Annotated in this window: 26 protein-coding genes; 17 read left to right on the top strand and 9 right to left on the bottom strand. The window is 51.0% G+C overall.

Annotated elements, in window-relative coordinates:
* The first annotated feature begins 20 nt into the window (after positions 1 to 20).
* Entirely contained in the window at positions 21 to 578 is a 558-nt protein-coding gene (locus ACLO87_RS06515) for a hypothetical protein (protein WP_430223118.1), read from the top strand.
* A 97-nt stretch (positions 579 to 675) separates the two neighbouring features.
* Positions 676 to 1,173, top strand: a complete 498-nt coding sequence (locus ACLO87_RS06520) for a GbsR/MarR family transcriptional regulator (protein ID WP_430223119.1) — start codon at positions 676 to 678, stop codon at positions 1,171 to 1,173.
* 139 nt (positions 1,174 to 1,312) lie between these two features.
* Here the strand turns inward: ACLO87_RS06520 and ACLO87_RS06525 are convergent, their stop codons facing one another.
* From ACLO87_RS06525 to ACLO87_RS06535, 3 genes are read right to left on the bottom strand one after another with little or no spacing between them, the layout of a single operon-like run.
* On the bottom strand, positions 1,313 to 1,822 hold the full coding sequence (locus tag ACLO87_RS06525; protein ID WP_430223120.1) for a GNAT family N-acetyltransferase: 510 nt from the start codon (positions 1,820 to 1,822) through the stop codon (positions 1,313 to 1,315).
* A 13-nt stretch (positions 1,823 to 1,835) separates the two neighbouring features.
* On the bottom strand, positions 1,836 to 2,873 hold the full coding sequence (locus tag ACLO87_RS06530) for a GNAT family N-acetyltransferase (protein ID WP_430223121.1): 1,038 nt from the start codon (positions 2,871 to 2,873) through the stop codon (positions 1,836 to 1,838).
* Between the two features lie 14 nt (positions 2,874 to 2,887).
* Complete coding sequence (locus ACLO87_RS06535; protein WP_430223122.1) at positions 2,888 to 3,631, bottom strand: GNAT family N-acetyltransferase; 744 nt, start codon at positions 3,629 to 3,631, stop codon at positions 2,888 to 2,890.
* 394 nt (positions 3,632 to 4,025) lie between these two features.
* On the opposite strand from ACLO87_RS06535, the gene ACLO87_RS06540 reads away from it, so the two are divergent.
* From ACLO87_RS06540 to lpdA, 4 genes are read left to right on the top strand one after another with little or no spacing between them, the layout of a single operon-like run.
* Positions 4,026 to 5,258 (top strand): 3-methyl-2-oxobutanoate dehydrogenase (2-methylpropanoyl-transferring) subunit alpha, encoded by a 1,233-nt coding sequence (locus ACLO87_RS06540; protein ID WP_430223123.1) that lies wholly within the window; start codon positions 4,026 to 4,028, stop codon positions 5,256 to 5,258.
* Positions 5,259 to 5,296: 38 nt separating this feature from the next.
* Positions 5,297 to 6,337, top strand: a complete 1,041-nt coding sequence (locus ACLO87_RS06545; RefSeq protein ID WP_430223732.1) for an alpha-ketoacid dehydrogenase subunit beta — start codon at positions 5,297 to 5,299, stop codon at positions 6,335 to 6,337.
* Positions 6,337 to 7,722, top strand: coding sequence for a dihydrolipoamide acetyltransferase family protein (locus tag ACLO87_RS06550; protein ID WP_430223124.1), 1,386 nt, complete (start codon positions 6,337 to 6,339; stop codon positions 7,720 to 7,722). Before ACLO87_RS06545 ends, ACLO87_RS06550 begins: the two co-directional genes overlap by 1 nt.
* The gene (gene lpdA, locus ACLO87_RS06555) at positions 7,719 to 9,119 is read left to right on the top strand and encodes a dihydrolipoyl dehydrogenase (RefSeq protein ID WP_430223125.1); all 1,401 of its coding nucleotides are present in this window, start codon (positions 7,719 to 7,721) and stop codon (positions 9,117 to 9,119) included. Before ACLO87_RS06550 ends, lpdA begins: the two co-directional genes overlap by 4 nt.
* Before the next feature lie 38 nt (positions 9,120 to 9,157).
* On the opposite strand, the gene ACLO87_RS06560 is transcribed toward lpdA, so the two are convergent.
* The 3 genes from ACLO87_RS06560 to ACLO87_RS06570 all read right to left on the bottom strand — a co-directional run bounded on the left by ACLO87_RS06560 (position 9,158) and on the right by ACLO87_RS06570 (position 11,149).
* Positions 9,158 to 9,496 carry a tRNA-binding protein gene (locus tag ACLO87_RS06560; RefSeq protein WP_135866766.1) on the bottom strand — a complete coding sequence of 113 codons (339 nt, stop codon included), beginning with the start codon at positions 9,494 to 9,496 and terminating at the stop codon, positions 9,158 to 9,160.
* A 104-nt stretch (positions 9,497 to 9,600) separates the two neighbouring features.
* The gene (locus tag ACLO87_RS06565) at positions 9,601 to 10,191 is read right to left on the bottom strand and encodes a TetR/AcrR family transcriptional regulator (RefSeq protein ID WP_430223126.1); all 591 of its coding nucleotides are present in this window, start codon (positions 10,189 to 10,191) and stop codon (positions 9,601 to 9,603) included.
* A gap of 49 nt (positions 10,192 to 10,240) precedes the next feature.
* The gene (locus ACLO87_RS06570; protein ID WP_430223127.1) at positions 10,241 to 11,149 is read right to left on the bottom strand and encodes a LysR family transcriptional regulator; all 909 of its coding nucleotides are present in this window, start codon (positions 11,147 to 11,149) and stop codon (positions 10,241 to 10,243) included.
* A 117-nt stretch (positions 11,150 to 11,266) separates the two neighbouring features.
* On the opposite strand from ACLO87_RS06570, the gene ACLO87_RS06575 reads away from it, so the two are divergent.
* The 3 genes from ACLO87_RS06575 to chrA all read left to right on the top strand — a co-directional run bounded on the left by ACLO87_RS06575 (position 11,267) and on the right by chrA (position 14,077).
* Positions 11,267 to 12,442, top strand: a complete 1,176-nt coding sequence (locus ACLO87_RS06575) for an MFS transporter (RefSeq protein ID WP_430223128.1) — start codon at positions 11,267 to 11,269, stop codon at positions 12,440 to 12,442.
* A gap of 121 nt (positions 12,443 to 12,563) precedes the next feature.
* Entirely contained in the window at positions 12,564 to 12,812 is a 249-nt protein-coding gene (locus tag ACLO87_RS06580) for a hypothetical protein (protein WP_135864621.1), read from the top strand.
* A gap of 71 nt (positions 12,813 to 12,883) precedes the next feature.
* Positions 12,884 to 14,077: a chromate efflux transporter gene (gene chrA, locus ACLO87_RS06585; protein ID WP_430223129.1), complete on the top strand. Its 1,194-nt coding sequence runs from the start codon at positions 12,884 to 12,886 to the stop codon at positions 14,075 to 14,077.
* A 120-nt stretch (positions 14,078 to 14,197) separates the two neighbouring features.
* Here the strand turns inward: chrA and ACLO87_RS06590 are convergent, their stop codons facing one another.
* Together ACLO87_RS06590 and ACLO87_RS06595 are read right to left on the bottom strand one after the other, a co-directional pair.
* A complete protein-coding gene (locus ACLO87_RS06590) occupies positions 14,198 to 15,004 on the bottom strand; it encodes an META domain-containing protein (protein WP_430223130.1) in 807 nt (268 codons plus the stop codon).
* Between the two features lie 334 nt (positions 15,005 to 15,338).
* Positions 15,339 to 16,283 carry a LysR family transcriptional regulator gene (locus ACLO87_RS06595; protein WP_135864615.1) on the bottom strand — a complete coding sequence of 315 codons (945 nt, stop codon included), beginning with the start codon at positions 16,281 to 16,283 and terminating at the stop codon, positions 15,339 to 15,341.
* Between the two features lie 105 nt (positions 16,284 to 16,388).
* Here ACLO87_RS06595 and ACLO87_RS06600 point away from each other — a divergent pair, with 105 nt between their 5' ends.
* The 6 genes from ACLO87_RS06600 (at position 16,389) to ACLO87_RS06625 (ending at position 23,356) form a co-directional block, all read left to right on the top strand.
* On the top strand, positions 16,389 to 17,879 hold the full coding sequence (locus ACLO87_RS06600) for an N-acyl-D-amino-acid deacylase family protein (protein ID WP_135864614.1): 1,491 nt from the start codon (positions 16,389 to 16,391) through the stop codon (positions 17,877 to 17,879).
* A gap of 117 nt (positions 17,880 to 17,996) precedes the next feature.
* Entirely contained in the window at positions 17,997 to 19,403 is a 1,407-nt protein-coding gene (locus ACLO87_RS06605) for a gluconate:proton symporter (RefSeq protein ID WP_135864612.1), read from the top strand.
* A gap of 16 nt (positions 19,404 to 19,419) precedes the next feature.
* Positions 19,420 to 20,265, top strand: a complete 846-nt coding sequence (locus ACLO87_RS06610) for a serine hydrolase (protein WP_135864610.1) — start codon at positions 19,420 to 19,422, stop codon at positions 20,263 to 20,265.
* A gap of 65 nt (positions 20,266 to 20,330) precedes the next feature.
* Entirely contained in the window at positions 20,331 to 21,155 is an 825-nt protein-coding gene (locus tag ACLO87_RS06615; protein WP_135864608.1) for a carbon-nitrogen hydrolase family protein, read from the top strand.
* A gap of 19 nt (positions 21,156 to 21,174) precedes the next feature.
* Positions 21,175 to 21,990 carry an N-formylglutamate deformylase gene (hutG, locus tag ACLO87_RS06620; protein ID WP_135864606.1) on the top strand — a complete coding sequence of 272 codons (816 nt, stop codon included), beginning with the start codon at positions 21,175 to 21,177 and terminating at the stop codon, positions 21,988 to 21,990.
* Between the two features lie 169 nt (positions 21,991 to 22,159).
* On the top strand, positions 22,160 to 23,356 hold the full coding sequence (locus tag ACLO87_RS06625; RefSeq protein ID WP_135864604.1) for a benzoate/H(+) symporter BenE family transporter: 1,197 nt from the start codon (positions 22,160 to 22,162) through the stop codon (positions 23,354 to 23,356).
* Between the two features lie 95 nt (positions 23,357 to 23,451).
* On the opposite strand, the gene ACLO87_RS06630 is transcribed toward ACLO87_RS06625, so the two are convergent.
* Positions 23,452 to 24,381: an AEC family transporter gene (locus ACLO87_RS06630; protein WP_135864602.1), complete on the bottom strand. Its 930-nt coding sequence runs from the start codon at positions 24,379 to 24,381 to the stop codon at positions 23,452 to 23,454.
* A gap of 302 nt (positions 24,382 to 24,683) precedes the next feature.
* On the opposite strand from ACLO87_RS06630, the gene ACLO87_RS06635 reads away from it, so the two are divergent.
* Both ACLO87_RS06635 and mqo read left to right on the top strand, forming a co-directional pair.
* Positions 24,684 to 25,070: a cupin domain-containing protein gene (locus tag ACLO87_RS06635; RefSeq protein WP_135866221.1), complete on the top strand. Its 387-nt coding sequence runs from the start codon at positions 24,684 to 24,686 to the stop codon at positions 25,068 to 25,070.
* A gap of 23 nt (positions 25,071 to 25,093) precedes the next feature.
* Positions 25,094 to 26,596, top strand: a complete 1,503-nt coding sequence (gene mqo / locus ACLO87_RS06640) for a malate dehydrogenase (quinone) (protein WP_430223131.1) — start codon at positions 25,094 to 25,096, stop codon at positions 26,594 to 26,596.
* Position 26,597 lies beyond the last annotated feature (1 nt).

Consider the following 26,597-nt stretch of genomic DNA (forward strand, 5'->3'; position numbering starts at 1 on the left):
GGTAAAAGAGGTGGGTGGAAGTGAAGCCGTTGAAAAAAGTGCTAGGGGTGGGGATGTTATGTGTGGGCGGCAATGTACAGGCCGCAGCAGTGGATTTTCCAGACTGTACGGTGATGGCATATAGCATCGGTGCACCGGTCACTAGCATGATAGAAATAGTGAATCCAGAGGCAACAGAGGGGTACTTTAATACGCCTCGTGGTGAAGGTAGGTTATGTATCTGGAAGCTGAATATGGCAGGAAAAGAGCTGATCACCGCGAAAGATTATGCTGCCAGCATAGGGTTGCTTACCGCTGAGATTAAGCGTGATCCCGCATTACCTAGCAAAGAAGATGCCATCGCAGCAGGTACTGCCCACGAGGTGATGGGTGAGCCGTTTGATAATGCATGGGTATGGTTTCCGTATACAACGTTAGACCCGTCCGAGGTGTTGGGCATGCAAGCCCCAAAACTGGTGGTAGGAGGTGTCAGCATAGAAGTAAGCTCGACTTTTTTCCCTGACATACTGACTGACTTGGATGTGGCGTGGGCGATGGAAGCAAATAAGCGTTTATACCAACTCTATTTACAGCAGTAGAGTGCTTATTTCTGCCCTACAGCAAGTAATTGGTCATAACGCACTCTTACTTCTCGTGTTTGGGATAAACTTGTCTCACTGAACAAAGAGTGACGATATGACTGAAGAAATTTCTGCCAGCCAACATGCTAGGGAGCAGTTTATAGAGCGTAATGGCCTACAAGCTGAGGCTAGCGGCATGCCGCGTATTGCAGGCCGCTTAATAGGCATTTTTCTGTTGGATGGTGGCCCTATAAGCTTTGCTGAATTGGCCGAACGTTTGCAAGCCAGTAGGGCAAGTATCAGCACCAATACACGCTTACTAGAACGCGTGGGCATCATAGAGCGTGTCTCTATACGTGGAAAGCGCCAAGATTTTTTTCAGTTGCAGAACAACCCGTTTGCATTGGCGGTAGAGCACAGCATACGCGAATCGGTACGCTTTAATGGTTATGTAGACGAACTGTTAGAGCACGGCGATTTACCGCCGGAAGCCACCGCACGTGTGCAAGCAGCCAAAGACTTCCATATAGAAACGGTGAAAGCATTAGAAGAGTTAAAAACGAAGTTAGTGGAAACGGGCTGGTCTGTGCCAGCCGCTTCCACTAAACCGTAATTTCAGCGTTCAGCAACGGTGCTTCTTGTGTACGACGAGCCTTAGCACCTACTCACATCACCCGTTGACGCTAACTATCTTTAAGGTAGAGGACGGACAGAGCGTTACGGCTGCAAGCGATGCTAAAGGGGTAAATTCTTTACAGCGCACGTCCTAAAATCTGTCCCGGCCAGCCTTCTACCTCAAAGGTGGCAAGGCGCTTGTAGCCACAGGATTCATAAAATCGTATTAAGGCACCAGTGCCGCCGCCATAGCAATCCACACGCAAGTGTGTGAGCTTGGCGACGCGGGCTTGATCATCTGCGAAAGCCAGCAACCGTTTGCCTACGCCGCGCGCTTTAGCGTTGCGGGAGGCAATCAGTAGTCGCACGTAGAGTTCAGGTTCGGTGGCTGCGGGTACGTAAGGCATCGCATCGCCCAACACCAAGGCAGCCAAGATAGTGCCGTTAGGGTCTTCAACTACCCATGCGCCGGGCAGAGAACAGGCTTCGGAAACTCTGGCTTGTTGATGTGGTTGTGCTGACCACGGTTCTACACCCCATTGCTGTTCATTGCCAATAGTCAGAAACCAGGCCACTACCTCATCGAAAATGGCTAATACGGCGGGTGCATCAGCCGCGCTGGCGCGGCGTATGATCAAGTTACTCATAGTGTGCTGTTCGTTAATACTCTTTGACTAAGGTGAGCGAGGTGCGCACCGTGTGAAAACCCAGTCGTTCATACAGCGCTACGGCGCCAGTAAGGCTTTGCGAGTCCACGCTTAATACGGCTACTTCCAGACCTTCAGCTTTAAAAGCGTGCAGTGCATGCGCAATTAATGCACTGGCAAGGCCTCTGCCCCTAGCGGTAGATGTCACGCCTACCACTTGTATGTAGCCAAAACGACATCTGCGAGCTGGCCAATCCTCTTTGGGGACGGCGCAGATGATGGTGGCAACGACGGCCTCACTGCCCTCAGCAGTAGGCGCTTTAATCACGAACGATAAATCGGTGCGTGTAGGGCCTCGCTGGTTATCGCGCAGCCATTCCTCTTGGCTGACAGGTTGCGATCCCCAGTGGTCTCGGAAGGCATCGTTATGTACACCACGTGCGGCCTCTTCGTTGCCTATGTAGCTCTCTATACGATAACCCACTGGTAAAGGACGAGTAGGTAGGGCGTGTGCAAGGCTGCGTTCTAACTCTAACCATGAGCGAATGCTTCTATAGCCGTGTGCTTCTACTAGCTTACAACTGGATTGAACGGAGTCCCATGCGGCGACAGCAAGTAGGGCGGGGGCGTAAGCATCTAACTCTGCAAGAAACTGCTGCCCACGTTCTTCTTGCCACGCCAGTAAGGCTGAACCTATGCCTTCGCCACGCCTATCTGGGTGCACCATACCCTCTAAATCTACCCAGATAATGGTGTTGTGTGTAGGGCTACCAAACACCAAACCGTAAGCCACAGCACGCCCTTGTGCATCCAAGCCTATGGCAGAATCGTGCTCTAAGTTGATGCTGGGTTCTTCAAAAGTAAGGGTGTAGTCATTGGCACTGGTAGATTCCCAAGGGGAGTCCACGGTATTGCAGGCATGTGCCAGTTCTACCAGCAAGGGGATATCGGCGTGCTGCACACGACGCCACTGCAGTCCTGCAACATGTTCAGGTAATCGCACAATCGGTGATACGGACACACGGTGCTTCAGTGTGATGGATGTTGTCATTGTTGTTGATGTGGTTAGGGGGAGTCGCTGGGGGTGGGGATTTCCCAGTATCCAAATAGCGCTAATCCGGCCGCTTCTGCTAGCGCAATAGAAGCATGGTTGTCGGCTTGGCTGCGGTATTGCAGCTCGTAGTGCTGTGCCATGGCATAACGGCCTACAGCACGCACTAACTTGGTGGCGTGTCCTTGACCGCGCACCGTAGCAAGGGTGAACACACCTAGGTCTACGATGTGTTCATTACCCCATGGGTAGATGCTGGCTGCACCGATAAGTGTGCCGCTTTGCTCCCAGACACCAAAGGCCGCCCAGTCGTCTATCGCCACTTGGGCCATGTCCAAATCGTCATCGCTAGTGTGGTATTCCAACTCGGAAAATGACATGGCATCGTCTGCGGTCAGTTTGCGAATAGCGGGGCTGTCAGGCTCGCTAAGCCAGCTCTGACGAACCTCATCGGGGACGTAATACAGGTGGTCTGCGCCGTGCATCACGATGCCTAGCTCTGACAGCGCGACACGCAAGTGGCTTTCAGTGACTAGTCCACTGTCATCCAGTGCGCCCTTGCTTTGTAAGGCTTCCGCAATGCTGGGTAGCAGGGCGACGTGGGTGTGTGCATTGCTAAGTGTGTGAAGAATCGTGACGCCTTCGTCTTCATCCAACTGAGGATTAATGACAATACTGAGGTGTTCATCGCTATACACAGTGTGGCCCATGAAGGGCTCTTGCCAGTATTGATAAATGGCTTCGGCAAATCGTGTCATGGTGTCTTTTATAAAAACTTCAGGATCAGGCCACGATGGTGGGGTGGACTGCTCATCTGCGGATGCCGGGTTGTTATGTGATGGCATAGTGGGCAAGGTGGAGGCAGTGAGCGCTGATCAGATATTCTGTATTCTAAAAATAGACCGTTCAGTCTAAGCTGAACGAACTAACTATACAAGTGTTTTTTAGTAGGGGTGTGTAGCAGTGGTAGTGGGAGGAACTACTGCGTTAAAAACCTAAGGAATCAAGCGGAGTGTGATCGCGTCATTTTTTGCCAACTATGGTCGATTTGAGAAATTTTCAAAGATGAGCGATGATTGATTTACTGCTCACCAAGCAGTGCATAAAAGCAGCAACGAAAAATCCACAAGTTTTTTCGAAGGCGAGAAAAATATGAGACAAACTCCCGCATTACGGTTGCATGTGCCCGAGCCCTCTGGCCGTCCAGGTCATGCTACTGACTTCTCTTATCTGCATTTACAACCTGCTGGTGCAGCAGCAAAACCCCCGTTAGATGTGTCCGCACGCGATACTGTCGATTTGGCGTATGGCTTGGTTCGTGTGTTAGACGATGACGGCGCAGCGGTAGGCCCGTGGGCCGCAGAGCTTGCGCCAGAGCTGCTGCGCAAAGGCATGCTAGCCATGATCAAAACGCGTGTGTTTGATGCGCGTATGGTGAATGCCCAGCGACAGAAAAAAATGTCTTTTTACACCCAAAGTTTGGGTGAGGAAGCCATTGGTGTAGCCCAGTCTATGGTGCTGGCCAAAGGCGATATGTGTTTCCCCTCGTACCGACAGCAAAACCTGCTAATCACGCAAGGTGTGTCGTTGGTAGACATGATGTGTCAGCTGTTTTCCAACGAGAAAGATAGGTTGAAAGGCCGTCAGTTGCCGGTGTTGTATTCGGTGCGTGATGCGGGTTTTTTCTCGCTGTCAGGAAACTTGGCCACACAGATGATTCAAGCAGTGGGCTGGGCCATGGCTTCTGCCATTAAGAACGACACCAGCATTGCGTCTGCATGGATTGGTGACGGTGCTACCGCAGCATCTGATTTCCAGACGGCTCTGACGTTTGCGCACGTTTACCAAGCCCCGGTGCTACTTAATGTCGTGAATAACCAATGGGCTATTTCCTCGTTTCAAGGCATTGCTGGCGGTGAAAATAACACCTTTGCAGCGCGTGGCGTGGGCAGTGGTATTGTGTCTATACGGGCGGATGGTAACGACTTTATCGCGACATACGAGGTGGCCAAATGGGCGGCAGAGCGTGCTCGCGCCAACTTGGGTCCAACCTTAATTGAATGGGTCACGTACCGTGCAGGCCCGCATTCTACGTCAGATGACCCGAGTAAATACCGGCCTGCCGATGACTGGTCGCATTTTCCATTAGGGGATCCCATTGCTCGCTTAAAACAGCACATGATCAAGCGCGCTATCTGGTCTGATGCCGAGCATGAAGCGGCTGAAAAAGCGGCATTGGAAGAGGTCATGGCTGCCCAGAAAGAAGCAGAAGCTTTTGGGACCATGGCTAACGAACAGGTCATTAGTGCAGCCAGCATGTTTGAGGATGTGTACGAACATGCACCGTGGCATTTGCATCATCAGCGTCAACAGGCGGGGGTGTAATCATGGAACAGCACAAACAAGAACATGATCTGGTCGATATGACCATGATCCAAGCGTTGCGCTCAGCCATGGACGTCATGCTAGAGCGCGACAATAATGTGGTGGTTTTTGGGCAGGACGTGGGCTATTTCGGTGGCGTATTTCGCTGTACTGAAGGCTTGCAGGCTAAATATGGTAAAAACCGCGTGTTTGATGCCCCTATCTCTGAAAGCGGCATTGTAGGAGCGGCAGTAGGGATGGGGGCTTATGGTTTGCGCCCCGTGGTAGAAATTCAGTTTGCTGACTATTTTTACCCAGCTACTGATCAAATCGTGTCGGAAGCGGCTCGTTTGCGCTATAGATCGGCGGGTGAGTTTACAGCACCGTTAACCATACGCATGCCGTGCGGGGGCGGGATTTTTGGTGGCCAAACGCACAGCCAAAGCCCAGAGGCGTTCTTTACCCATGTAAGCGGTATACGTACGGTAATGCCAAGTAACCCTTACGATGCCAAAGGGTTGTTGATTGCATCCATAGAAAATAACGACCCTATTATTTTCTTGGAGCCCAAACGTTTGTATAACGGTCCTTTTGATGGTCATCACGATAGACCTATCGTGCCGTGGTCCAAGCATGAAAAAGGCAAAGTGCCAGCGGGTTATTACAGTATTCCTTTGGATAAAGCCGCCATTGTGCGACCCGGCGAAGCCTTGACGGTTTTAACCTACGGCACGATGGTGCATGTGGCTTTAGAGGCGGCGAACGCGGCAGGTATTGATGCTGAAATCCTCGATTTACGCACTTTGTGGCCAGTCGATTTAGATGCCATTACCGAGTCGGTACGTAAAACCGGTCGATGTGTGATTGTGCACGAGGCTACGCAAACCAGCGGGTTTGGGGCTGAGTTGGCAACCTTGGTGCAAGAGCATTGTTTCTATCATCTGGAAGCGCCCATAGAGCGCGTGGCGGGGTGGGATGTACCTTACCCGCACTTGCACGAGTGGCATTATTTCCCTAGCCCTCAACGTGTACACGACGCTTACAAACGCGTATTAGGTAGTTTGCCTACCGCCAGACAATGCCACACAGGAGGTCAATAATGGGTATACATGTCATTAAAATGCCAGACATAGGCGAGGGCATTGCAGAAGTTGAGTTGGTGGGTTGGCATGTCAAAGCGGGTGATACCGTGGTTGAAGACCAAATCCTGGCTGATGTGATGACCGATAAAGCCACAGTAGAAGTACCGTCTCCGGTGAGTGGGGTGGTGGTCGCGCTGGGGGGCGAGATAGGTGAAGTGATGGCGGTAGGGTCTGAGCTTATACGCTTAGAGGTGGAAGGAGCAGGCAACGTGAGTGCGACGGCTTCGGCAGCACCTACCCCAGTACCTGCCAGTGCAGCACAATCGGTAGCGACGGATGCACCTACTTCGGCACCAGCAGTGGCTGCTGTATCAGTCGCTTCCACCACCACACAGCCAGCACCTTCAACAACCGCCGCTGTGGCACCAGCCAAGACAACGCCACCAGTCAGCAGCCCTCCCAAAGCTGCACGTACAGTGTCAGCACCAGTTGGAGCAGCGAGACAGGATGGCGCTAAGCCTTTGGCATCGCCAGCCGTACGCCAACGAGCGTGGGAACTGGGCATTGAATTGCAATATGTACCTGCCACCGGGCCAGTAGGGCAGATTACACACCAAGATTTAGATGCCTACATGCAGCAGTCGTCTGCAGCGAGTAGCGGTGTACATGCGCATAGCCAGCCCTTATTGCACGATGACGAACGTATAGACGACATTCCAGTTATTGGGTTACGTAGAAAAATCGCTCAAAAAATGCAGGAAGCTAAACGGCGCATTCCGCACTTCACCTATGTGGAAGAATTAGACGTGACCGAGCTAGAAAACCTACGAACCAAGCTGAATCACGAGTATGGGGAAGACAAAGGCAAGCTAACACTATTGCCATTCATCATGCGGGCGATGGTAGTCGCGCTTCGAGAGTTTCCGCAAATGAATGCCCGTTATGACGATGAGGCTGAAATCATCCATCGTTATGGTGCCGTACACATGGGGGTTGCCACGCAAACTGAAACGGGGTTGATGGTGCCGGTAGTGCGCCATGTTGATCAGTTGGATTTGTGGCAGGCTTCGCAAGAAACTGTGCGGTTAGCACGAGTGGCCAGAGAAGGGCGTGCAGCACGCGACGAACTATCAGGCTCTACCATTACGCTGACTAGCTTGGGGCCGTTGGGCGGCATTATGGCTACCCCCGTCATTAACCATCCAGAGGTAGCGATTGTGGGTGTGAACCGCATCGTAGAACGTCCGGTTGTTAAAGATGGCGCGATAGTGGTGCGAAAAATGATGAATCTGTCATCGTCCTTTGATCACCGAGTGGTTGATGGTATGGATGCTGCACTGTTTATTCAACGTATACGCAGCCTAATAGAGTGCCCAGCCTTATTGTTTGTGGAGGCACTATGACGCTACAAAAAAGCACGACATTGCTGATTGTTGGTGGTGGTCCAGGCGGCTATGTCGCCGCTTTACGGGCCGCCCAACAGGGTATTGCCACAGTATTGGTGGAAGGCAGTGGCGTAGGGGGCACATGTTTGAATGTAGGGTGCATTCCCTCTAAAGCATTGATCCATGCATCGGCAGAATTCCATCGTGCTACCCGCTACGGTCAAAAGACGTCGCCCTTAGGTATTACTACTGCAGCGCCTAGCATTGATTTGGGGCAAACGGTGGCATGGAAAGATGCCATGGTGAGTAAGCTTACGTCGGGCGTAAACGGATTGCTGCGAAAAGCGGGTGTAGAGCTAATTCAAGGTTGGGCTTGTATCTTGGATGGCAAAACTGTAGAGGTAGAGCACAGCGAAGGGCTAATGCGCGTGCAGTGTGAGCACTTGATGTTGGCAACGGGCTCACAAGCTGTGGCGTTACCGCATTTACCGTTTGGTGGTGACGTGTTGTCGTCCACTCAAGCCTTGTCTTTGGCGCAGGTCCCTACGCGTTTTGCAGTGATTGGTGCCGGATATATAGGCTTAGAGTTGGGAATGGCCTACGCCCGTTTGGGTAGTCAGGTCACGATTGTCGAGGCCAGCAATAGACTATTGCCAGGCTACGATGCAGACTTGGTGAAACCGGTAGAGGCCAGTCTGAAAGCGTTAGGTGTGCAATTGCAGTTGTCGTGTTCAGTTAAAGGGTTTGAGGCACAAACCAATACCCTAAGCTGGACAGGGCCAGACAGCGCTGAGGGCAGAGGGCAGTTTGATAAGGTGCTAGTGGCGGTAGGTAGACACCCGTTTACCAAAGGCTTTGGGCTAGAAAGCTTGCAGTTGGCGATGAATGGCAAGGCCATACGTGTAGACGATCAATGCCGTACCTCTATGCATCAGGTATGGGCAATTGGTGATGTCACTGGTGAGCCTATGTTGGCGCATAGGGCGATGGCTCAGGCTGAGGTGGCTGTGGATGTGATTGCGGGTAAAAATCGCCACTTTATGCCAGCTAGCATTCCTGCCGTATGTTTTACTGATCCTGAAATTGTCACGGCGGGTATCACGCCAGAGCAGGCAACGGCTTTGGGCATTGATTGCATCACGGGTATTTTCCTCTTTGCGGCAAACGGCAGAGCGATGACGATGGAAGCCTCAACCGGTTTTGTACGTGTGGTTGCTAGACGCGACAATCACGCCATTCTGGGCTGGCAAGCCGTGGGGGAAGGGGTAGCTGAGTTGGTCAGCACCTTTGGCCTATCGCTAGAAATGCAAAGCCGTCTAGAAGATATTGCTGGCACCATACATGCACACCCCTCATTGGGCGAAGCCTTACAAGAGGCAGCGTTTCACGCGTTAGGGCGTGGCTTACACCGATAGTCAGTAGAGGGGCAAGCCCCTCTACTTCGGTAGTGTGATTAGTACAGTTTGCCACCCAGTGGTACTGCTTTGTCAGGCGTGCACAGCACCACGCGACCTTGTTCATCAGGGAAACCTGTGACCAAGCATTCAGACATGATGGGGCCTATTTGTTTAGGTGGGAAATTCACCACTGCCACCACATGTTTACCTACTAACTCGTCTAGCGTGTAGAGATCTGTGATTTGCGCGCTGGATTTACGTTGTCCAATCTCAGGGCCAAAATCCACTACCAGTTTATATGCAGGGCGGCGAGCCTCGGGAAAGGTGTCGGCTTGGATAATGCGGCCTACGCGCAGTTCTACTTTTTCAAAATCATCCCAAGTAATGGTGTTCATGCCGGTGGGCTCCAAGGGTAAAAACCAGCGCTAAGGCTGTGAGCGGTAAAAGAATAAAGTGGGGTGCTGTCAGGGATACAGCAGCTAGGTATCTGTAGGTGCGATTACGCGTTTTCTAACAGGGCAGTAGCGATGGCTCTGGCTTGTGCTGAGCGGGCACTATGACCTTCTAAACCCGCACGTACCATGGCACCTTCCAGTATGAAGGCGAGGTGTTGTGCTAACGCAGTGCTACGCTCAGGCTGCTCAGGTAATAGCTCAGACACGTGCTGCTGCAATAAGGCTTCTACTTCTTCTTTGTGGGCGCGCACCGCTACTCTAGCGTTGTCACCAGCCGGAAACTCGGCGGCGGCATTTAACAGGCCGCAGCCTCTAAAGCCCCGTTCATACGCATCCTCAGCATGATCGGTATAGGCATCAAAAACGGCCAATACGCGTTCCGCAGGTGTGGTGGCCTGTTGTAAGCGCGTGGCATACAGCGACAGCCACTCTGCATGGCGATTCTCTATGTACGCCGCGATGAGGTCGGCTTTTGACGCGAAATTGTTATAGAGACTTTTTTTGGCGACATCGGCTTTTTTGACAATGGCATCAATGCCCGTAGCGGCAATTCCCTCGTTGTAAAACAAGGTCGCGGCTGCATTCAGTAATTTGTCGCGTGCGCTTTCTTTTTTGGCGGTAGAGAGAGTGCTCATCATCATAAACGTAAAAAGTAGGTAGACCAGTATACCTACTTTATGAATATCACGCTACGCTGAGTTCATTCATAAACATGCAGAGTAGGGCATGTACCTTGGGCTGCAATTGTCGTCCTATGGGCCACAGCAGGTGCAGTGCTAAGCCGTCGGTGGCCAGTTCGGGCAGTAGGGTAACAAGCTCTCCACGAGCGAGTTCGTCTTTGATGAGCCACGTGGCAAGTTGGGCTATACCTAAACCTGCTTTGACGGCTTCGACTTGTGCCTCGCCATTGGCAACGACGATACGACCTTCCCTAAAGCGGCGTTCTACATTGCCCGTGCTATGAGCCAGTAGCCACGGGCTGGTGCTGCCATCTGCTTTGCCATACAACACAGCGTCGTGTGTGAGTAGGTCGGCGAGAGTGTTCGGTGTGCCGTGGGTGGCGATGTGGTGGGGTGAGGCACAGAATACTAGGCGCTCTTTACCTAGGTAATGATGCCCAATGGATTCTGGCCATTGTTCGGGGCCGCCTATGCGCACAGCGATGTCTATGTTGTCATCGTGCAAGTCAGAGAACCGGTCAGTGAATGAGACCTGTGGTCGTAGGTGAGGGTATTGTTTAGCAAATGCCAACACCGCTGGCCATACATGTAGACGCCCAAAGGTGGCAGGGGCGTCTAAGCGCAAGCGACCAGTTGGTTCATGATGGTGGCTGGCCAAGACAGACTCAGCTTCTTTTAGCTCACGCAACACCCGTTGGCAGGTGGTGTAGAACGCTGCGCCGGCATCCGTAAGTGATAACCGTCTAGTGGTACGTTCAAATAAACGTATGCCCAGACGGCTTTCTAAACGCGCTACGCTTTTACTGACTGCAGAACTAGTGAGATGCAGTTGATCTGCCGCTGCGGTAAAGCTGCCAGCATCGGCCGTGACCACAAAATGCTCTATGCCTTTAAGGCGCTCTGTTTGGTTCATCGCGCATGCCTTAATTGGTGATTAATATTCAAAAATAATAAGAATTTATATCTGGGATAGGATTTTAATTCTTAAATAGACTGAGCTCCATGGTAAATGCTTCATGGAGTAAGTGAAATGTCGGCGTATGTGGCAGGCAACGTGGCGGAGCCTACAGAAAGAAACACTTTGTCTATTGCACTGTTAGCGATCGCGGCTTTTGTGATTGTGACTACAGAGTATGTGATCGTCGGTTTATTACCGGCCTTGGCACGTGATCTGCAGGTATCTATAGCGATGGCAGGGCAGTTGGTGACGCTATTTGCATTCACGGTAATGCTGTGTGGGCCATTGCTAACGGCATGGTTATCGCACGTAGAGCGCAAACGATTATTTGTGATGATTCTGCTGGTATTTGCGGCGGCGAATGCATTGGCGGCAATGGCAACATCTATCTGGGTGTTAGCGCTGGCCAGATTCATTCCCGCTTTGGTCTTACCTGTATTTTGGGGGACAGCGAGTGAGACAGCCGGCCAAATTGTAGGGCCTAAAAAAGCAGGTCAGGCCGTATCGCGTGTGTACTTAGGTATTTCGGCGGCGTTACTGTTCGGTATTCCGCTAGGCACTGTAGCGGCTACCCATTTTGGATGGCGCAGCACTTTTTGGTTGTTGTCTGGATTATCGCTAGTCATGGCGATTGCCTTAGCTGTTTTCATGCCTAGGGTGGCACAACCCGCTAGATTACGTATGACAGAGCAACTGCGTATCTTGCAGGACAAACGGTTTTTGCTGCAAATCTTATTGTCGGTACTCGTGTTTACCGCCATGTTCACGGCCTATACCTATTTAGCTGATTTTCTGGAAACTATCGCTAAGGTTGATGCTGTACACGTAGGATGGTGGCTAATGGGCTTTGGTGCGGTAGGTTTGGTAGGAAACTGGTTGGGTGGGCGTTATGTGGATCACAACCCTCTGGGCGCTACCATAGTCTGCGTGGTCGTGCTGGGGCTAGGAATGCTAAGTAGTGTGTCTATGGTGTCTTCATGCGTAGGGTTGGCGGGGGCATTAGCAATATGGGGGATTGCCTACACGGCACTATTTCCTATCTGTCAGGTGAGGGTGATGAAGGCCGCATCGCATGCACAAGCCTTGGCTGGTACTCTCAATGTGTCTGCGGCGAACGCAGGTACGGGTTTGGGGGCGATGATAGGAGGACTCGTGATTCCTGCTTTTGGGGTGCAATACATTAGCTACGTAGCGACAGTGATTGCATTGGTCGCTGCGCTAGTTGCCATCAGTATGATAAAACGTTGATCACAACGCGCTACGTTTGCCGAAGAAGTCATTGCTTTACAATGGCGACGTGTAGTCAACGGTGTGGTTGTTAAAGGCGATGCCGTTTCTCCTTTATCACGATGTGATTTCACTTCCTCTTATGCAAACTCTAGTACGTACCTTGCTGGCCTTACTTGTTGCTGTAGCCCTCAGTGTGGTGGTGGCAGGTTTGTTTTTGCCTGTGGTTAGCGTATTTCAAGGGCCAGAGTTTAGTTGCCTGAATGAGGGCATAGGCGTGTGCTTCTCGTGGATTCCTATGAGTGCTCTATTGTATGGGCCTCTGTTTGTCATAGTGGGAGCAGTAGTAGGTACACCGGTGTTGCTGATGCTGTGGGCATGGCGTCAATAGCGGGGTATCACAGCGCAAGAACGTCATGAATTTCCAGTAGTATGCGGCTGTTATTAAATTAGGATGCGGTCATGGCGTATGCCTCAGAGGTTGATAAAAGTGCGTGGGTAGTGTTCTGGGCTTTTCTACGACTGGGGCTCACCTCTTTTGGCGGGCCAGTAGCGCATTTGGGTTATTTTCATGCTGAGTTTGTAGGCAAACGGCGTTGGCTAAGTGAGCGCAGCTATGTGGATCTGGTGGCGTTATGCCAATTCTTACCCGGCCCTGCTAGTAGCCAAGTGGGCATGGCTATAGGGTTGAGCAGAGCAGGCTATGCAGGAGCATTGGCTGCGTGGTTGGGTTTTACGTTGCCCTCGGCATTGGTCTTAATTCTGTTTGCCATAGGGCTCACTCAGTTTGGGCATGTGGTGCCAGCAGGGGTATTACATGGCTTGAAAATTGTGGCGGTAGCCGTGGTAGCCCAAGCAGTGTGGGGTATGGCGCGCACATTATGCGCAGGTGCATTACGTATCACGATCATGGTGGCGTCCAGTTGTGTGGCGTTATGGTTGCCCTTCGCTTTTATACAAGTAGCGATCATTGCTGTGGCCGCAGTACTGGGGCTGTGGGTGTGCAAGCCGTTGTCGCGTTCTGTGCCTGATGTGCTGCCGTTGGGGATCACACCACGCGCTGGTGGTGCGTGGCTACTTCTATTTCTTGTGCTATTACTGGGCTTGCCGTTGTTGGCGTGGCTCTGGCCTACCACACCATTCTTGATGCTAGTAGACGCATTTTATAGAGCTGGATCGCTGGTGTTTGGGGGCGGCCACGTGGTGCTGCCCTTGCTGCAAACCGAAGTGGTCTCTACTGGTTGGCTAAGCAACGAAACTTTCGTGGCTGGCTATGGGGCAACTCAAGCTGTGCCTGGACCATTGTTCACCTTTGCCGCCTTTTTGGGCGCAGCGATGAATGGTTGGTTAGGTGGCGTGATCGCACTTATCTCTATTTTTATTCCGTCATTTTTGCTGATTGTTGGCGCATTACCATTTTGGGAAAAATGGCGACGCAGCACGGCTGCTCAAGCTGCGTTGATGGCTGTTAATGCGGCTGTAGTGGGTTTGTTAGTGGCCGCGTTTTACGATCCTGTATGGACCAGCGCTATACATACTCCCTATGATTTTGCATTCGCTCTGCTGGCCTTGGTGGCATTGATGTATTGGAAATTGCCGCCGTGGTTAGTGGTGCTAGGTTGTGGTGTTGTGGCTGGAGCCCTAAGCGCGTGGTAGGGCAGCACGCTAGAACACGATGCATGCGATGACTGGATGCACATCAGTATTACGAGTAGGCATAAAAAAGTCCGTATGAATCACCATACGGACTTTTTTGTAGCAAGTGCTAGCTATAGATTAGAGCTGCTTGGTTTGTTCGCTTTCAACCACCATATCCAGAATATCTACATATTTGGACGCATCAGCAGGCACGTTTTGGCGTGTGTAGCGGTTGATGCGCAAGACATTACGAATACCGGGTTGGTGTTCGTAGCCTTGAATATCACCGTAGTAATAGCCCCAGTCGCCTGTTTTGGTTTTGATACCGTTACTGTCATACGTGATTTCACGCACTTTCAAGCATTGGTAGTTCGGGATCATGGCATGCGAGCATGCTTCGCGCTGTGGTGCGACTTCCAAGAAAATACGCTCAGGCTCACCGCCGTATAGCGTTTCAGGAGTAGGTTCACCTTGCATCAGCCATTTGGCGCCATCAGTAAAGGTGAGTGTCAGTGTGGGGTTGGCATCGTTAGCGTTAATTGCCCATTGGCTAACTGTAGGCAAAAGTTGGCCAACTTCATGCTCAAAACTCATCAGTTTTTGGTCCGAGCACATTTTCATGGTGGAGGCAGGGTTGCTAACGGAAATATGTGAACCGTTGACGTTGTAGCCACCATTCATCAAGTTACATAGCCCTTCTACCGAGACTTGGTTGTCCGCAAAATGCAGCACAATGGGGGAGCCGTTGATGCCAGCAGGAGCAGCTTGTGGTTTTTGCCCTTTCGCCGCTACAGATTCCAACGTCCAGTTGTAGGCTTGAAGTGTCGTTTCGGTGGTCATCGAAGATTGCTGTGCAGAGTCAGTGTTAGCAGAAGGGGAGCTAGAGCAAGCTGCCAAGCCCATCATGGCAACAAAACCAGCAGTTAGCGCAAATTTTTTCTTCATAGTCTTTCCTTTTTCAGCGAGGCAAAGCGAGAGTTTCGCGAAACGTAGACTTGCATTGTCAGTCCATAGCGCTGTGATGGCAAGTTTGCTTAACGATCTCTTACATTACTGGCAGTTGGGGTTGGCGCTGTAAATGATGTCAGCCTGCGATGAAGTCATCACTACGGCGAAGCAGAGGTAGAGGCCGTATTGGTCTTTAAAGAAGACTAAGGTTATGGTTGCCGTAGTGCTGTAGAACACGGCATGACTACTCTCTATATATAGAGAGAGGGGCGTAGAAATCGCTCCCCTTTGTGTTTTGGCCTAGACTTTGGCTGGCGGTGATGTACGGTATTTAGAGCACTTTGCAGCCAGCAGGCAGCTCTGCTTGTTTCACATAGCGGCGTATTTCATCAGCCAATGCCGTAGCCGCCGGAGTAGGGGCATGGTCTTGGGGAAACATCAGGCACAAGGTACGCACCAGTTTGGGTGATCGCAATAATGAAAATGACAAGCCAGGAACCAATACACGCTGAGCCGCTAACGAGGGCATGAGGGCAATGGCTAAACCGCTTTGTACGATAGCAGCTTGCGAGGTAGTACTAGAGGCTTCGTAGAAAGGGGCAGAGACTTCGATTGGCAGATCGGGCCTAGATTGCAGCACGGCCATAATTCCGGTTTCATCAATCACACCTACTAGCTTACGGTTTTGCAGGGTTTTCCAACCGACACTGTTACGCGCATCAGGGTGTATATGTGTGTCATCAGTACGGTAGAGCACGCCGAACTGATCCTCCAGTAGCGGCTCACTTTCCAAACCATGCATATCCGCCCATCTACTGGTTAAGCCAAAATCCACTTCACCCGCTACAACTTGACGCTGAATAGGCCCCGAGTTGGCATCACGTAAGTACAAACGTACGCCAGGGTAGTGTTCTGAAAACACAGCAGCAGCTGGTGCGATCAAATCGGTAATGGCTGATGGGGCGGCCGATACGCTGACACGTCCGCTTTTCAAGGCCCCGTAGCGCATCACGTCATCAATAGCGCCATCGAAATCAGCCAAAAGACGTGTAATTCTAGGTAAAAACTCTTTGCCAATAGGGGAAAGTACTACCCTACGGCTTGTGCGTATAAAAAGGGGTATTTCTAGGGCTGTTTCTAGCTGCTGAATGAGCCCCGTAACCGACGACTGAGTTTGGAATAAACGGCGTGCCGCCCGTGTGAAACTCGCCTCTTGGGCTACGGCAACAAAGGCATTCAAGTGCTTTAACGTGATGTGTTTGGGAAGTCTATTCATCTCAATTTGTGATTGATCGATTAACTTAAACAATTTTTCATATCAATAATCCTTTTGGATAATACGCCAAACTCCCGTTATTTGGGGAGGTCTCAGGAGTAAAGAATGCAACAGGACGACCGCCGGTTAGACGTCAAAATCGCAAATGGTTGGATTATTGATGGAACCGCTACCCCGCGCCAACAAGGTGATGTGGGTATTCGTGCCGGGCGTGTAGTGGCTCTAGGTGATTTGAGTGACTGGACAGCTGACACCACAATTGATGCTACTGCAAAAGTCGTAGCACCTGGGTTTATTGATACACATGGTCACGATGATTTGATGTTTATCGAGAAGCCCGCTCTAGATTGGAAAACCAGCCAAGGTATTACCTCGGTAGTCGTAGGTAATTGCGGCGTGAGTGCATTTCCTGCACCGTTGCCAGGTAACCATGCTGCGGCGTTGGCCCTGTTGGGCGATTCTCCGCTGTTTGACAGCATGACGGACTACACACAAGCCGTACAAAAGCTTAGCCCTATGATCAACGTTGCGGCGTTGGTAGGTCACGCCAACTTGCGTATGGCGGTGATGGCTGATCCTATGGCAACGCCCACAGAAGAAGAACAACAAGCGATGGAGCGTTTGCTGGATAACGCTTTGACGAGTGGTGCTGTAGGTTTTAGTACCGGTTTGGCGTATGAACCTGGTTGCATGGCTCAACCTAGTGAATTGGAAGGGTTAGCGGCGGTTGCAGCTAAGCATGGTTCTTTGCATACCAGCCATATTCGTAATGAAGGCGATACCGTAGAAGAGTCTGTTGAAGAGGTATTGTCTGTAGGTAGAGACAGCCAGTGTGCCACCTTGGTGTCCCACCATAAATGCATGTTGCCCGCTAACTGGGGCCGTAGTCGCCATACGCTGGCGAACATTGATCGTGCACGTGCCGAAGGCATGGAAGCTACGTTGGATATCTACCCGTACTCGGGCAGTTCCACCATCTTGATTCCTGAGCGCGCCCACACTATTGATCGTATTCGTATCACTTGGTCAGAACCACACCCTGAGTGCAACGGCATGGATTTGTCCGACGTTGCAGAGCAGTGGGGATGCGACCGTGAAACGGCTGCCCGTAAATTGCTGCCTGCCGGTGCTATCTATTTTGCAATGGATGAGTCCGAAGTACACCGTATTTTCAGTCATCCATGCTGCATGGTGGGTTCTGACGGTTTACCAGCAGATGCGCAGCCGCACCCACGTTTGTGGGGGAGCTTTACACGCATTTTAGGACCTTATGTGCGTGAAGCTGGATTGATGCCGTTGGAACAAGCTGTCGCCAAAATGACAGCCTTACCCGCATCGGTATTTGGCCTGAAAGACCGTGGCGTACTTCAAGAGGGTGCGTGGGCCGATGTGGTGGTTTTCGATCCGGAAACCGTCACAGACTGCGCAACCTGGGAGCAGCCAACACTGCCTTCAGAGGGTGTGGAAGCTGTATTTGTGAATGGCGTACAGGTATTTCCTCAGGCGCCAGCACAACGACCTGGTCAGGTGTTGAACCGGGCCTTTGCCGCCAAAGCAAAAAGTGTGGAACAAGGCAGTTCATCGCCATCGTTCTAATTTCATTATCTAGTCATGATCTGTGATGTTTTTACACGCGTGATCATGACTGTCAGCATCACAATAGGAACGGTACAGATTAACAAGCCGCTCCCGAAGGACAGTTAAGGAGACCCCATGACCTTCACGCAACAACCCACTGGCAAGCGCAATGCCGCGATGCTGGTGTACATACTGGGGCTAGCAATAGCTCTGTACACACACTTCTACATGCCTGGTGAAACTTCCTTGTGGGGTTTGACGCCAGTAGTCGTGTTTGCTGTCATCGCCTTGCTGGGTGTTGACATCGTATTGGCGACCATCGGTGCGATTGTGCTGGGCGCTATTATGACCAGCACCACGCCCATTGCGATGGGTAAATTGCTGGCTGACTCACTGGGTTCATTTATTGCCGTAGTGGGTTTGATCATTGTTTTGGGCGCTGGGGTAGGTGAAGTAGCCGCCCGAACAGGTGCTGCGGAACAGCTGGTGCGCGCCATTGTGAAGCGTATTGGTTTGTCTAACCCAGTGCGTGTACGTTTGGGGATCATGGTCGCGTCTACGCTGATCTGTGGTGCTCTGGGTACGTTAGCTGGTGGTAACGCCATTATTGCGGCTGTGGTGATCCCTATCGCTGCAGCGGTGCGTTTGTCTCCACCTGCAGTAGCGGCATTGTTCCAGAGCGCGGGTTCCGCTGGTCTGGTGTTGGGGCCATTTACCCCTAACGTTGTGACGGTGACTGGTTTGACTGGCTTGAGCTACGGCGACTACTTGATGGTTGCTGGTCTGCCTATGGCGGCTGCCACATTGCTGACTGGTTGGTTCATGTCTGGTCGCATCCAGAAAATGACAGCAGACGACTTCCAATACGAAGAGGCAGCAAAAGGTGCAGCAGCATTTGATATCAATGCTAAGGCTTCTCCTAAAGCTGTTCGCGCAGCATGGGGTTTCTGCTTGACCATCATCACATTGGCTGTAGTAGGTGTGTTGGCGAAAGCGGGTTTTGCGTTTGCGATTATCGTGATGGTGTCGTTGGGTGCAGTAACCGGTTTGGCCGGCGGCTTGAACCCACGTGAAATTTTGGAAGCTATGTACAAAGGTGCAGGCAAGCTGATCTGGATTTTCTTCCTGTTCTGGCTGTTTAACCCTGTGTTAGTGCTGGTAGATCAGTTGAATGCGTACCACGCGTTGTTGGATGCTGTTCAGCCGTACCTGATCGGTGTGAGTGGTGCTGCACTATGTATGATTATTGTGGGCTTTAACGTGATTGGTCACATCCCCGGTGCAGCCGTGGCGCAGATGACCTTTACCGCCAAAATCTTTGGCCCTGTGTTGGCAGCAGCCGGCGTAGGCCCAGCAGCCACTACTGCGGTGATTTTGGGTAGTTCTCAGATTGACTGGTTTGGTCCTTTCCCATCGTCTGACATGTTTGGTCAGATGGGCTTGGCACGATCCACACAACTTAAATACATGCTCTATAACGGTTGGGCAGTCATGGCGATCAACTTGTTGATGTTCGCTGGCTTGTTCATGATTCTAGAGTAAGAAGCGAGGCGTAACGATGTTTACTTTGGGTAGCGAAACACTGGATGTGCAGGAAGTACGTCTGCAACTAGAGAGTAGCCTGACACCATTGTTGGAAAAAGAGCCTGCACGCATTTCTATGGCGGTGCGGACTCTGGATGGCGTTAGCCTGTTTGATTGGCATGTACAGCGCGCGATGCCGTCTGCCAGCTTAATCAAGGTACCCATGTTGCTTTGTTTGCTGGAAGAAGTGGCCAAAGGGCGTGTGAGCTTGGACGATGTTCGCGCTTTGCCTGACAGCAATCGTGCAGGTGGTACAGGCATTTTGAGTCAATTACCTGGCGTGCAAGCGTTAAGCCTGCGCGAACTGGCGCACTTGATGATTGTGCTGAGCGATAACGTCGCGACCAATGCCCTGATCGATGTTTTGGGTATGGATCGAATTAATCAGTGGTGCCGACAAGCTGGCTTGGCGTACACCGAGCTGCAACGTCACATGATGGATGCGCAAGCACGTGCACAAGGCAAAGATAACTGGACCAGTGCTGCCGATGCGTGCACGACCTTGTTGTACTTGCTGCAGTCGCCTGTGTTGCCAGAGGCCCTGCGTCAGGAAGGTTTGCAAATGTTGGCTGATCAGCGCGAGCGTGGCCACTTTGCCGCTATATTGCCTGCCGACGTAGAGTTGGCTCATAAAACAGGTTCTTTGCCAGGTTTACGTCACGATGCGGGCATCATGACCGTAGGCAAACGCAGTGTGGTATTGGCTGTGTTGGCTGATGGTTTTACGGATGCGCGTACCAGTTCCACCTTGTATGGTGGTGAAGGTGCAGCTGTGTTGTCCAAATTGGCAGCAACCGTGGCTGATGTACTTAGAGCCTGAGATTGTAGTAATGATGAATTACCCGGCTTGCAGGATTGAGCCGGGTCTAAAAATAAGGAATAGCCATGACAACAACACGCGTCGCACTGGTTCAGGTCGATAGTGGGCGAGATCGTGAGGCCAATCTGGTTGAGCTAGAGCGTTGGGTGCTGGCGGCAGCCAACGACGGTGCCAAGTTGATCATTACACCAGAGTACAGTGATGTGCGCGGTGACAAAGAGTGGGTGAGTGCGCAGGCAACACCTATTCCTGGCATGGTCACAGAACGTTTCGCTGCATTGGCACGTCAAACAGGTGCGTGGATACAGTTGGGGTCTATGCACGAAAAAGGTGCTGATGGCCAACGTCTAGGTAACACCAGTGTAGTGTTTTCGCCAGATGGCAGCATTGCTGCTACCTATAGAAAAATGCACTTGTATGACGCTGTGGTTAATGGCGTGACGTATCGTGAATCGGACGAGTTTTGTCACGGCGAGCATCTGCAAAACGTACAAATCGGTGATCTAAATTTAGGTTTGAGTATTTGCTACGACATGCGTTTTGCAGAGCTTTTCCGTACGCTTCGTGCGCGTGGTGCGAACGTGTTGGTGGTTCCTGCTGCTTTCAATGTACATACTGGCAGAGATCATTGGGAAGTGTTGTTGCGCGCCCGTGCAATCGAAAATCAGTGTTACGTGTTGGCCGCAGCACAAATTGGTGGGCCAGGCCCAGCCATGCCATGTTTAGGCCGCAGCATGATTATTGATCCTTGGGGCACCGTTCTGGCATGTATGCCAGATCAGTCTGGCTATATCTGTGCAGACATTGATCCTGCTCGTGTAGCCCGTCTGCGTGAGTCGTTGCCTGCTTGGGATCACCGCCGTGGTGATTTGTACCCAATTCAGCAGTAAACAGATAGTGGAGTAAAGGATGACTGAAGCAACCAATGCCGTTTTTGAGTTTCATGCAGGGACTAGCCCTTTGCTGATTTCCATGCCGCACGTGGGCACGTATGTGCCAGACGACGTGTTGGCGCGCATGAGTCCGGAAGCCCGTCAGCTGCAAGACACTGACTGGCATTTGCCACGCTTATACGCATGTGCCCGTGAGTTGGGCGCTTCCATCCTAATTGCTAAGTACTCCCGTTATGTGGTGGACCAGAACCGTCCGCCCGATAACGCCAGTTTGTATCCGGGGCAAAGCGTTACTGGCTTATGCCCGTTGGATACTTTTGGTGATGAGCCGTTGTATCAGCCAGGTGCCGAGCCAAACGATGCAGAAGTTGCTGCACGACGCGAAGCGATTTGGCGCCCTTATCACCAGCAATTGCAGCAAGAACTTGAGCGTTTGCATGCCCAGTTTGGTCGTGTAGTGCTGTGGGATGCGCATTCTATTCGCTCTATTGTGCCTAGGTTCTTTGAAGGAAAATTACCCGACCTGAACTTTGGTACAGCTGATGGTGCTAGTTGTGATCCAGAATTAGCACAACGCTTGCTGCGTGTAGCGCAGCAAGATGAACGCTATAGCAGTGTTCTGAATGGCCGCTTTAAAGGTGGTTATATCACCAGAAACTATGGCAACCCAGCCAGAAATATCCACGCGGTACAACTGGAAATGGCGCAGTGTTGCTACATGGAAGAAAAGTGGCCGTTTGAGTATCAAGAAGAAGTTGCCGTGAATGTGCAACCCTTAATCAAGTCACTGTTGAACGAAGCACTAGCCTTTGCTCAGGACAAGCGCGATTAAGCAATCCCTTGCCACAACAAGTTTGCACCCCTGACGGGGTGCTTTTTTTTGGCTGTGTGAGTGCTAAATGGTCTGGCTATGTATTAAAAAGTGGTAGATCAAAGTAGACCATTATGTCGTTATAAAAGAAGCTCTGCTGTTTTTATTCTTATAGGTGCTGGAGCTACACATGTCTACCGCGACATATTCTTCCTCTTTTTCTTGGCGCGACTGGGTACATCCAGTGGTAGCCGGTTTGATTTCCGTGTTGGTGAACTATGGGGGTACCTTTATTTTGGTGTTTCAAGCCGCCAAGGTGGCTGGCTTAAGCCCTGAGCTCACAGCGTCTTGGGTGTGGTCAGTATCTATAGGGGTGGGGGTGACGGGTCTAGTCCTAAGTTGGCGCACCAAAGTACCGGTTATCACAGCGTGGTCTACGCCTGCTGCGGCCTTCTTGGTGACGGCTCTAGCTACTACCCCTTATGAGCAGGCAGTAGGCGCCTATGTGATCTCTGCTGCCTTGTTTGTGCTGTTGGGCTTGTCAGGCTGGTTCGAGCGATTGATACGCTGGATTCCGCCTGGTATTGCGGCGGGTTTGTTGGCGGGTATTTTGCTGCAGTTCGGCATACAAGCCTTTGGCGGCATGAGTGTGGACCCATGGCTAGTGGGCACTTTGGTCGTCGCTTATGTGCTTCTGAAGCGGTTTACAGCACGGTATGCGGTGGTGGGGTTGTTGGTGCTAGGGCTAGGTTTGTTGTTTGTGCTGGATAGGGTAGAACTGCAAGGAGTAAGCCTGCAGTTTGCGACGCCCGTATTCACAATGCCTGCTTTCTCGGTCAATGCACTGTTAAGTGTGGCCTTGCCACTCTTTTTGATCACGCTGACGGGGCAATACATGCCGGGTATGTTGGTATTGCGTAATGATGGTTATCACACCAAGGCTAGCCCTATAGTCAGCATGACCGGCTTTGGTTCGTTGCTGATGGCTCCATTTGGTTCGCACGCTTTTAATCTGGCTGCCATTACTGCCGCCATCTGTACAGGGCCAGAAGCACACGAGAACCCTTCTAAACGCTGGATAGCAGGGGTGGCTGCCGGTATTTTCTATATATTGGTGGGTGTGTTTGGTGTGACGTTGGCTGCCGTATTCATGGCCTTGCCAGCTACCTTCATTACGACATTAGCTGGGTTGGCGTTATTGGGTACCATTGGCGGTAGTTTGGCCAGTGCGTTGGCGGAACCTAAAACACGGGAAGCATCGCTCATCACCTTTTTAGCTGCAGCTGCCAACATTCAATTCTTGGGCATAGGTGGGGCGTTTTGGGGACTGGTGATAGGCCTGTTCGCGCATGTTGTATTGCATGTGCCATTTAGACGTTCACACTGATGTAGAGGAAGCGCCATCCGTCCACGTACAAGCATAAAAAATCCCATCATGTAGTTGTTACATGATGGGAGAGGATAAAAGATTTTAAATGGAAATTACGGGTAGAAAGTGGAAACTACCGCTAAACCCGCTGGAATAGAAATTAGGGCACAAAAAGTACTAATTACAACAGTAGAAGCCGATTCATCCATATATGCTTTATTGCCAACGGCTAATGCAGGAACGGCAGTAGCGGTAGGAATAACCCCAATCAAAAATGCCGAGGCTAATAGTTCTCCGCGTAATCCTAGGGCAATCCCTACCCCAAGAATTAAAAGCGCTTGTACGATGTTCTTTACCACCACGTTAAAGATAATCTCTTTGTTCAGCGAGAACTTGGATTTCGAAATAAATAAACCCAAGAAGAACAGCGCTACACCGCCCGCCGTTTTACCCAGCTCGTTAATGGAGGAGCTAAGGATTTCGGGCAAACGCACACCGCACACGGCCAGTACCGCGCCTAAGATAGGCAGGATGACTAAGGGTTGGGATACCGCTTTTGCTAAGGCTTTGGCAGGGCTGGTGCCCGCAGCACCGCCACCTAACAAGGCCAATGCCAACGGCAGAATCAGAACGGTGTAAATCAGGTTACCAATTACCATGGCGATCAAGCCGGATGAACCCACTGCAGCGATCAGCACTGGTGGCCCGCAGTACGCCATATCAGGGAACGACACTGCCAGCGCTTGCATGGTGGCATCGGCCTTGTTGTGTTTGAACATCACGCGGCCAGCAATGTAGCCCAATATGTAGGTAACAACTAAACCTACCGCTAATGCGAGTGCGTAATCAATATTCAGAATATTTTTTGGCGATGAACTAAGAGCCGCCAAAAATAGTGCCAAGGGCAGGGCGATTTTTACTACGTAATCAGCAAAAGCCTGCGAGTAGTCTTGTTTTACAAAACCTGTTTTCCCGCATCCCCAACCAACCGCTATGCCCAGTGTGATTGGGCCTAACGCCTCCAAAATGGTGTGCACTAACATATTTTTATGATCCTATTCCAAACGAGTTTGTTAAATAAAGAAAAGAAATATTTATGCAATAAAAAGTTGGGTTTCTTTTTTACGGAAAAAATTAATTATAACTTTCTGGTTTGGTAAAAAATAAATACTTGATCATATTCCTCTGTTACTGGGTAAAACAATTGTAAAGAAGTATTTAATATAGGGTTAAGTAGTGGTTTTTCTGGATCCCATTTCAATAGTTTTGGTTTTATTTTTCATAAGTGGATTATGATTTAAATTGCACCAAAATCTGATGGGAAATTTAAGCTCAAGGGGAAAAGATGATTCGTTGTGTAAGGCTCTCAACAGATGAGCATGGTCAATCAAAAATCGAAGAAGGTTTCATAGACTTGCCCGGCGGCGAACGTGGAGATTTGGTGGGCGTACCGACGAATGCAGTGAGCATTTCGTTTAGGGAAACTAGCGAAGGCGGTAGCTTTGACTGGCATACCGCACCCGCTCGCCAATATGTGCTGACCCTCAGTGGTGTGCTGGAGTTTGAAACCCGCACAGGAGAGTGCTTTCAATTAAGCCCTGGCGACGTATTGTTAGCCGAAGACACCGTAGGCGGTGGTCATAAGTGGCGCTTATTAAATAACGATCCGTGGCGTCGTGCGTACGTGATTCTCCCGTTGGGTGAGACCGTACCGTTTGTACCTGCTAAATAAGAAGTTGCTGAACAGGAGTAGTTATGACGAATCAACGCTTGCCCGCTAATGCCGATATAGTGATGATTGGCGCGGGCATCATGAGTGCCACGCTGGGAACATTGCTAAAAGAGCTAGAACCCTCACTGAACATTGTTGTACTGGAAGCGCTGGAAGACTGCGCACAAGAAAGTTCTGATGGGTGGAATAACGCAGGTACAGGTCATGCGGCCAACTGCGAAATGAATTACACACCCCAGCGCCCAGATGGCAGCGTGGACATTTCCAAAGCCTTGGAAGTTAATACTGAATTCGATTTGTCCCGCCAGTTGTGGACATACCTGATCCGCAAAGGATCCATTCCTGACCCACGTGCCTTTATTCATCCTTGCCCACACATGAGCTTTGTGTGGGGTGACGATAACGTGAAGTACTTGCGCGAACGTTTCAAACAAATGTCAGCGCACCATTGTTATCACGGCATGGAGTACAGCGAAGACCCTAAACAAATTGCTGAATGGGTACCGCTGGTGATGGAGGGCCGTGATCCTAGCGAGCCTATTGCGGCGACGCGCATTATTACGGGGTCTGACGTTGACTATGGTGCGTTGACGCACATTTTGTTTAAAAGCCTAGCCCAAGAAACTGGTGTTTCGGTGAACTACCTCAGCCGTGTGCACGATTTGAAGCGTGCAGCAGATGGTAAGTGGCAGGTAGATGTGCGCAATGCACACAGTGGTGAAAAACAATCGGTGACGGCTAAGTTTGTGTTTATCGGTGCGGGTGGCGGTGCATTAGAGCTGCTGCAAAAATCCGGTATTCCTGAAGGGCACGGTTACGGTGGTTTCCCTGTTAGCGGTATTTGGTTGCGTTGCGACGTCGATGACGTCAGCGAGCGTCATCACGCTAAAGTCTACGGTAAAGCACCGCACGGTTCGCCACCTATGTCAGTACCGCATTTGGATACACGTATTATCGGTGGCAAAAAATCCATTTTGTTCGGGCCTTACGCGGGCTTTTCTTCACGCTTCCTGAAACATGGTTCTTTGCTGGATTTGGCAAAGTCCGTACGTCCAGGCAACGTAGTGCCTATGTTGGATGTGGCCAAAGATAACTGGCAACTGTGCGAGTACTTGGTGTCTCAAGTGCTGCAAAGTGAAGCACACCAATTTGAAATGCTGCGCGAATTCTATCCTGAAGTACGCCCACACCAGTGGACCAAAGCGGTAGCGGGTCAGCGCGTTCAGATTATTAAGCCCACGCATCACCACGATGGCGGCATGCTGGAGTTCGGTACTGAGTTGATCACAGCATCGGATAGCTCTATTGCAGCTTTGCTGGGAGCGTCTCCAGGTGCGTCAACAGCAGCGTTTATTTCCTTGGAGATTCTGCAGAAGTGTTTCGCTGACAAGCTGACTCCTGATGGGTGGCTGAACAAACTGAAGAGCATTATCCCTACCTACGGTATTGACCTGAAAGTGGATGCTGCTGCATGTAAAGCCATTCGTGCCGAAACGGCTGCTGTATTGAAACTGGAAAATATTTAAG

This window comes from Paenalcaligenes sp. Me52 (assembly GCF_050487965.1).
Lineage (GTDB): Bacteria > Pseudomonadota > Gammaproteobacteria > Burkholderiales > Burkholderiaceae_B > Paenalcaligenes.

Coding starts and splice junctions, on each gene's coding strand:
- ACLO87_RS06630 (WP_135864602.1), bottom strand. CDS start 24,381: ATGTTAGTGCACACCATTTTGGAGGCGTTAGGCCCAATCACACTGGGC.
- hutG (WP_135864606.1), top strand. CDS start 21,175: ATGACTGAAGCAACCAATGCCGTTTTTGAGTTTCATGCAGGGACTAGC.
- lpdA (WP_430223125.1), top strand. CDS start 7,719: ATGACGCTACAAAAAAGCACGACATTGCTGATTGTTGGTGGTGGTCCA.
- ACLO87_RS06525 (WP_430223120.1), bottom strand. CDS start 1,822: ATGAGTAACTTGATCATACGCCGCGCCAGCGCGGCTGATGCACCCGCC.
- ACLO87_RS06565 (WP_430223126.1), bottom strand. CDS start 10,191: ATGAGCACTCTCTCTACCGCCAAAAAAGAAAGCGCACGCGACAAATTA.
- ACLO87_RS06590 (WP_430223130.1), bottom strand. CDS start 15,004: ATGAAGAAAAAATTTGCGCTAACTGCTGGTTTTGTTGCCATGATGGGC.
- ACLO87_RS06575 (WP_430223128.1), top strand. CDS start 11,267: ATGTCGGCGTATGTGGCAGGCAACGTGGCGGAGCCTACAGAAAGAAAC.
- ACLO87_RS06530 (WP_430223121.1), bottom strand. CDS start 2,873: ATGACAACATCCATCACACTGAAGCACCGTGTGTCCGTATCACCGATT.
- ACLO87_RS06520 (WP_430223119.1), top strand. CDS start 676: ATGACTGAAGAAATTTCTGCCAGCCAACATGCTAGGGAGCAGTTTATA.
- ACLO87_RS06600 (WP_135864614.1), top strand. CDS start 16,389: ATGCAACAGGACGACCGCCGGTTAGACGTCAAAATCGCAAATGGTTGG.
- ACLO87_RS06545 (WP_430223732.1), top strand. CDS start 5,297: ATGACCATGATCCAAGCGTTGCGCTCAGCCATGGACGTCATGCTAGAG.
- chrA (WP_430223129.1), top strand. CDS start 12,884: ATGGCGTATGCCTCAGAGGTTGATAAAAGTGCGTGGGTAGTGTTCTGG.
- ACLO87_RS06535 (WP_430223122.1), bottom strand. CDS start 3,631: ATGACACGATTTGCCGAAGCCATTTATCAATACTGGCAAGAGCCCTTC.
- ACLO87_RS06605 (WP_135864612.1), top strand. CDS start 17,997: ATGACCTTCACGCAACAACCCACTGGCAAGCGCAATGCCGCGATGCTG.
- ACLO87_RS06550 (WP_430223124.1), top strand. CDS start 6,337: ATGGGTATACATGTCATTAAAATGCCAGACATAGGCGAGGGCATTGCA.
- ACLO87_RS06580 (WP_135864621.1), top strand. CDS start 12,564: ATGCAAACTCTAGTACGTACCTTGCTGGCCTTACTTGTTGCTGTAGCC.
- ACLO87_RS06610 (WP_135864610.1), top strand. CDS start 19,420: ATGTTTACTTTGGGTAGCGAAACACTGGATGTGCAGGAAGTACGTCTG.
- ACLO87_RS06595 (WP_135864615.1), bottom strand. CDS start 16,283: ATGAATAGACTTCCCAAACACATCACGTTAAAGCACTTGAATGCCTTT.
- ACLO87_RS06625 (WP_135864604.1), top strand. CDS start 22,160: ATGTCTACCGCGACATATTCTTCCTCTTTTTCTTGGCGCGACTGGGTA.
- ACLO87_RS06615 (WP_135864608.1), top strand. CDS start 20,331: ATGACAACAACACGCGTCGCACTGGTTCAGGTCGATAGTGGGCGAGAT.
- ACLO87_RS06560 (WP_135866766.1), bottom strand. CDS start 9,496: ATGAACACCATTACTTGGGATGATTTTGAAAAAGTAGAACTGCGCGTA.
- ACLO87_RS06635 (WP_135866221.1), top strand. CDS start 24,684: ATGATTCGTTGTGTAAGGCTCTCAACAGATGAGCATGGTCAATCAAAA.
- ACLO87_RS06570 (WP_430223127.1), bottom strand. CDS start 11,149: ATGAACCAAACAGAGCGCCTTAAAGGCATAGAGCATTTTGTGGTCACG.
- ACLO87_RS06540 (WP_430223123.1), top strand. CDS start 4,026: ATGAGACAAACTCCCGCATTACGGTTGCATGTGCCCGAGCCCTCTGGC.
- mqo (WP_430223131.1), top strand. CDS start 25,094: ATGACGAATCAACGCTTGCCCGCTAATGCCGATATAGTGATGATTGGC.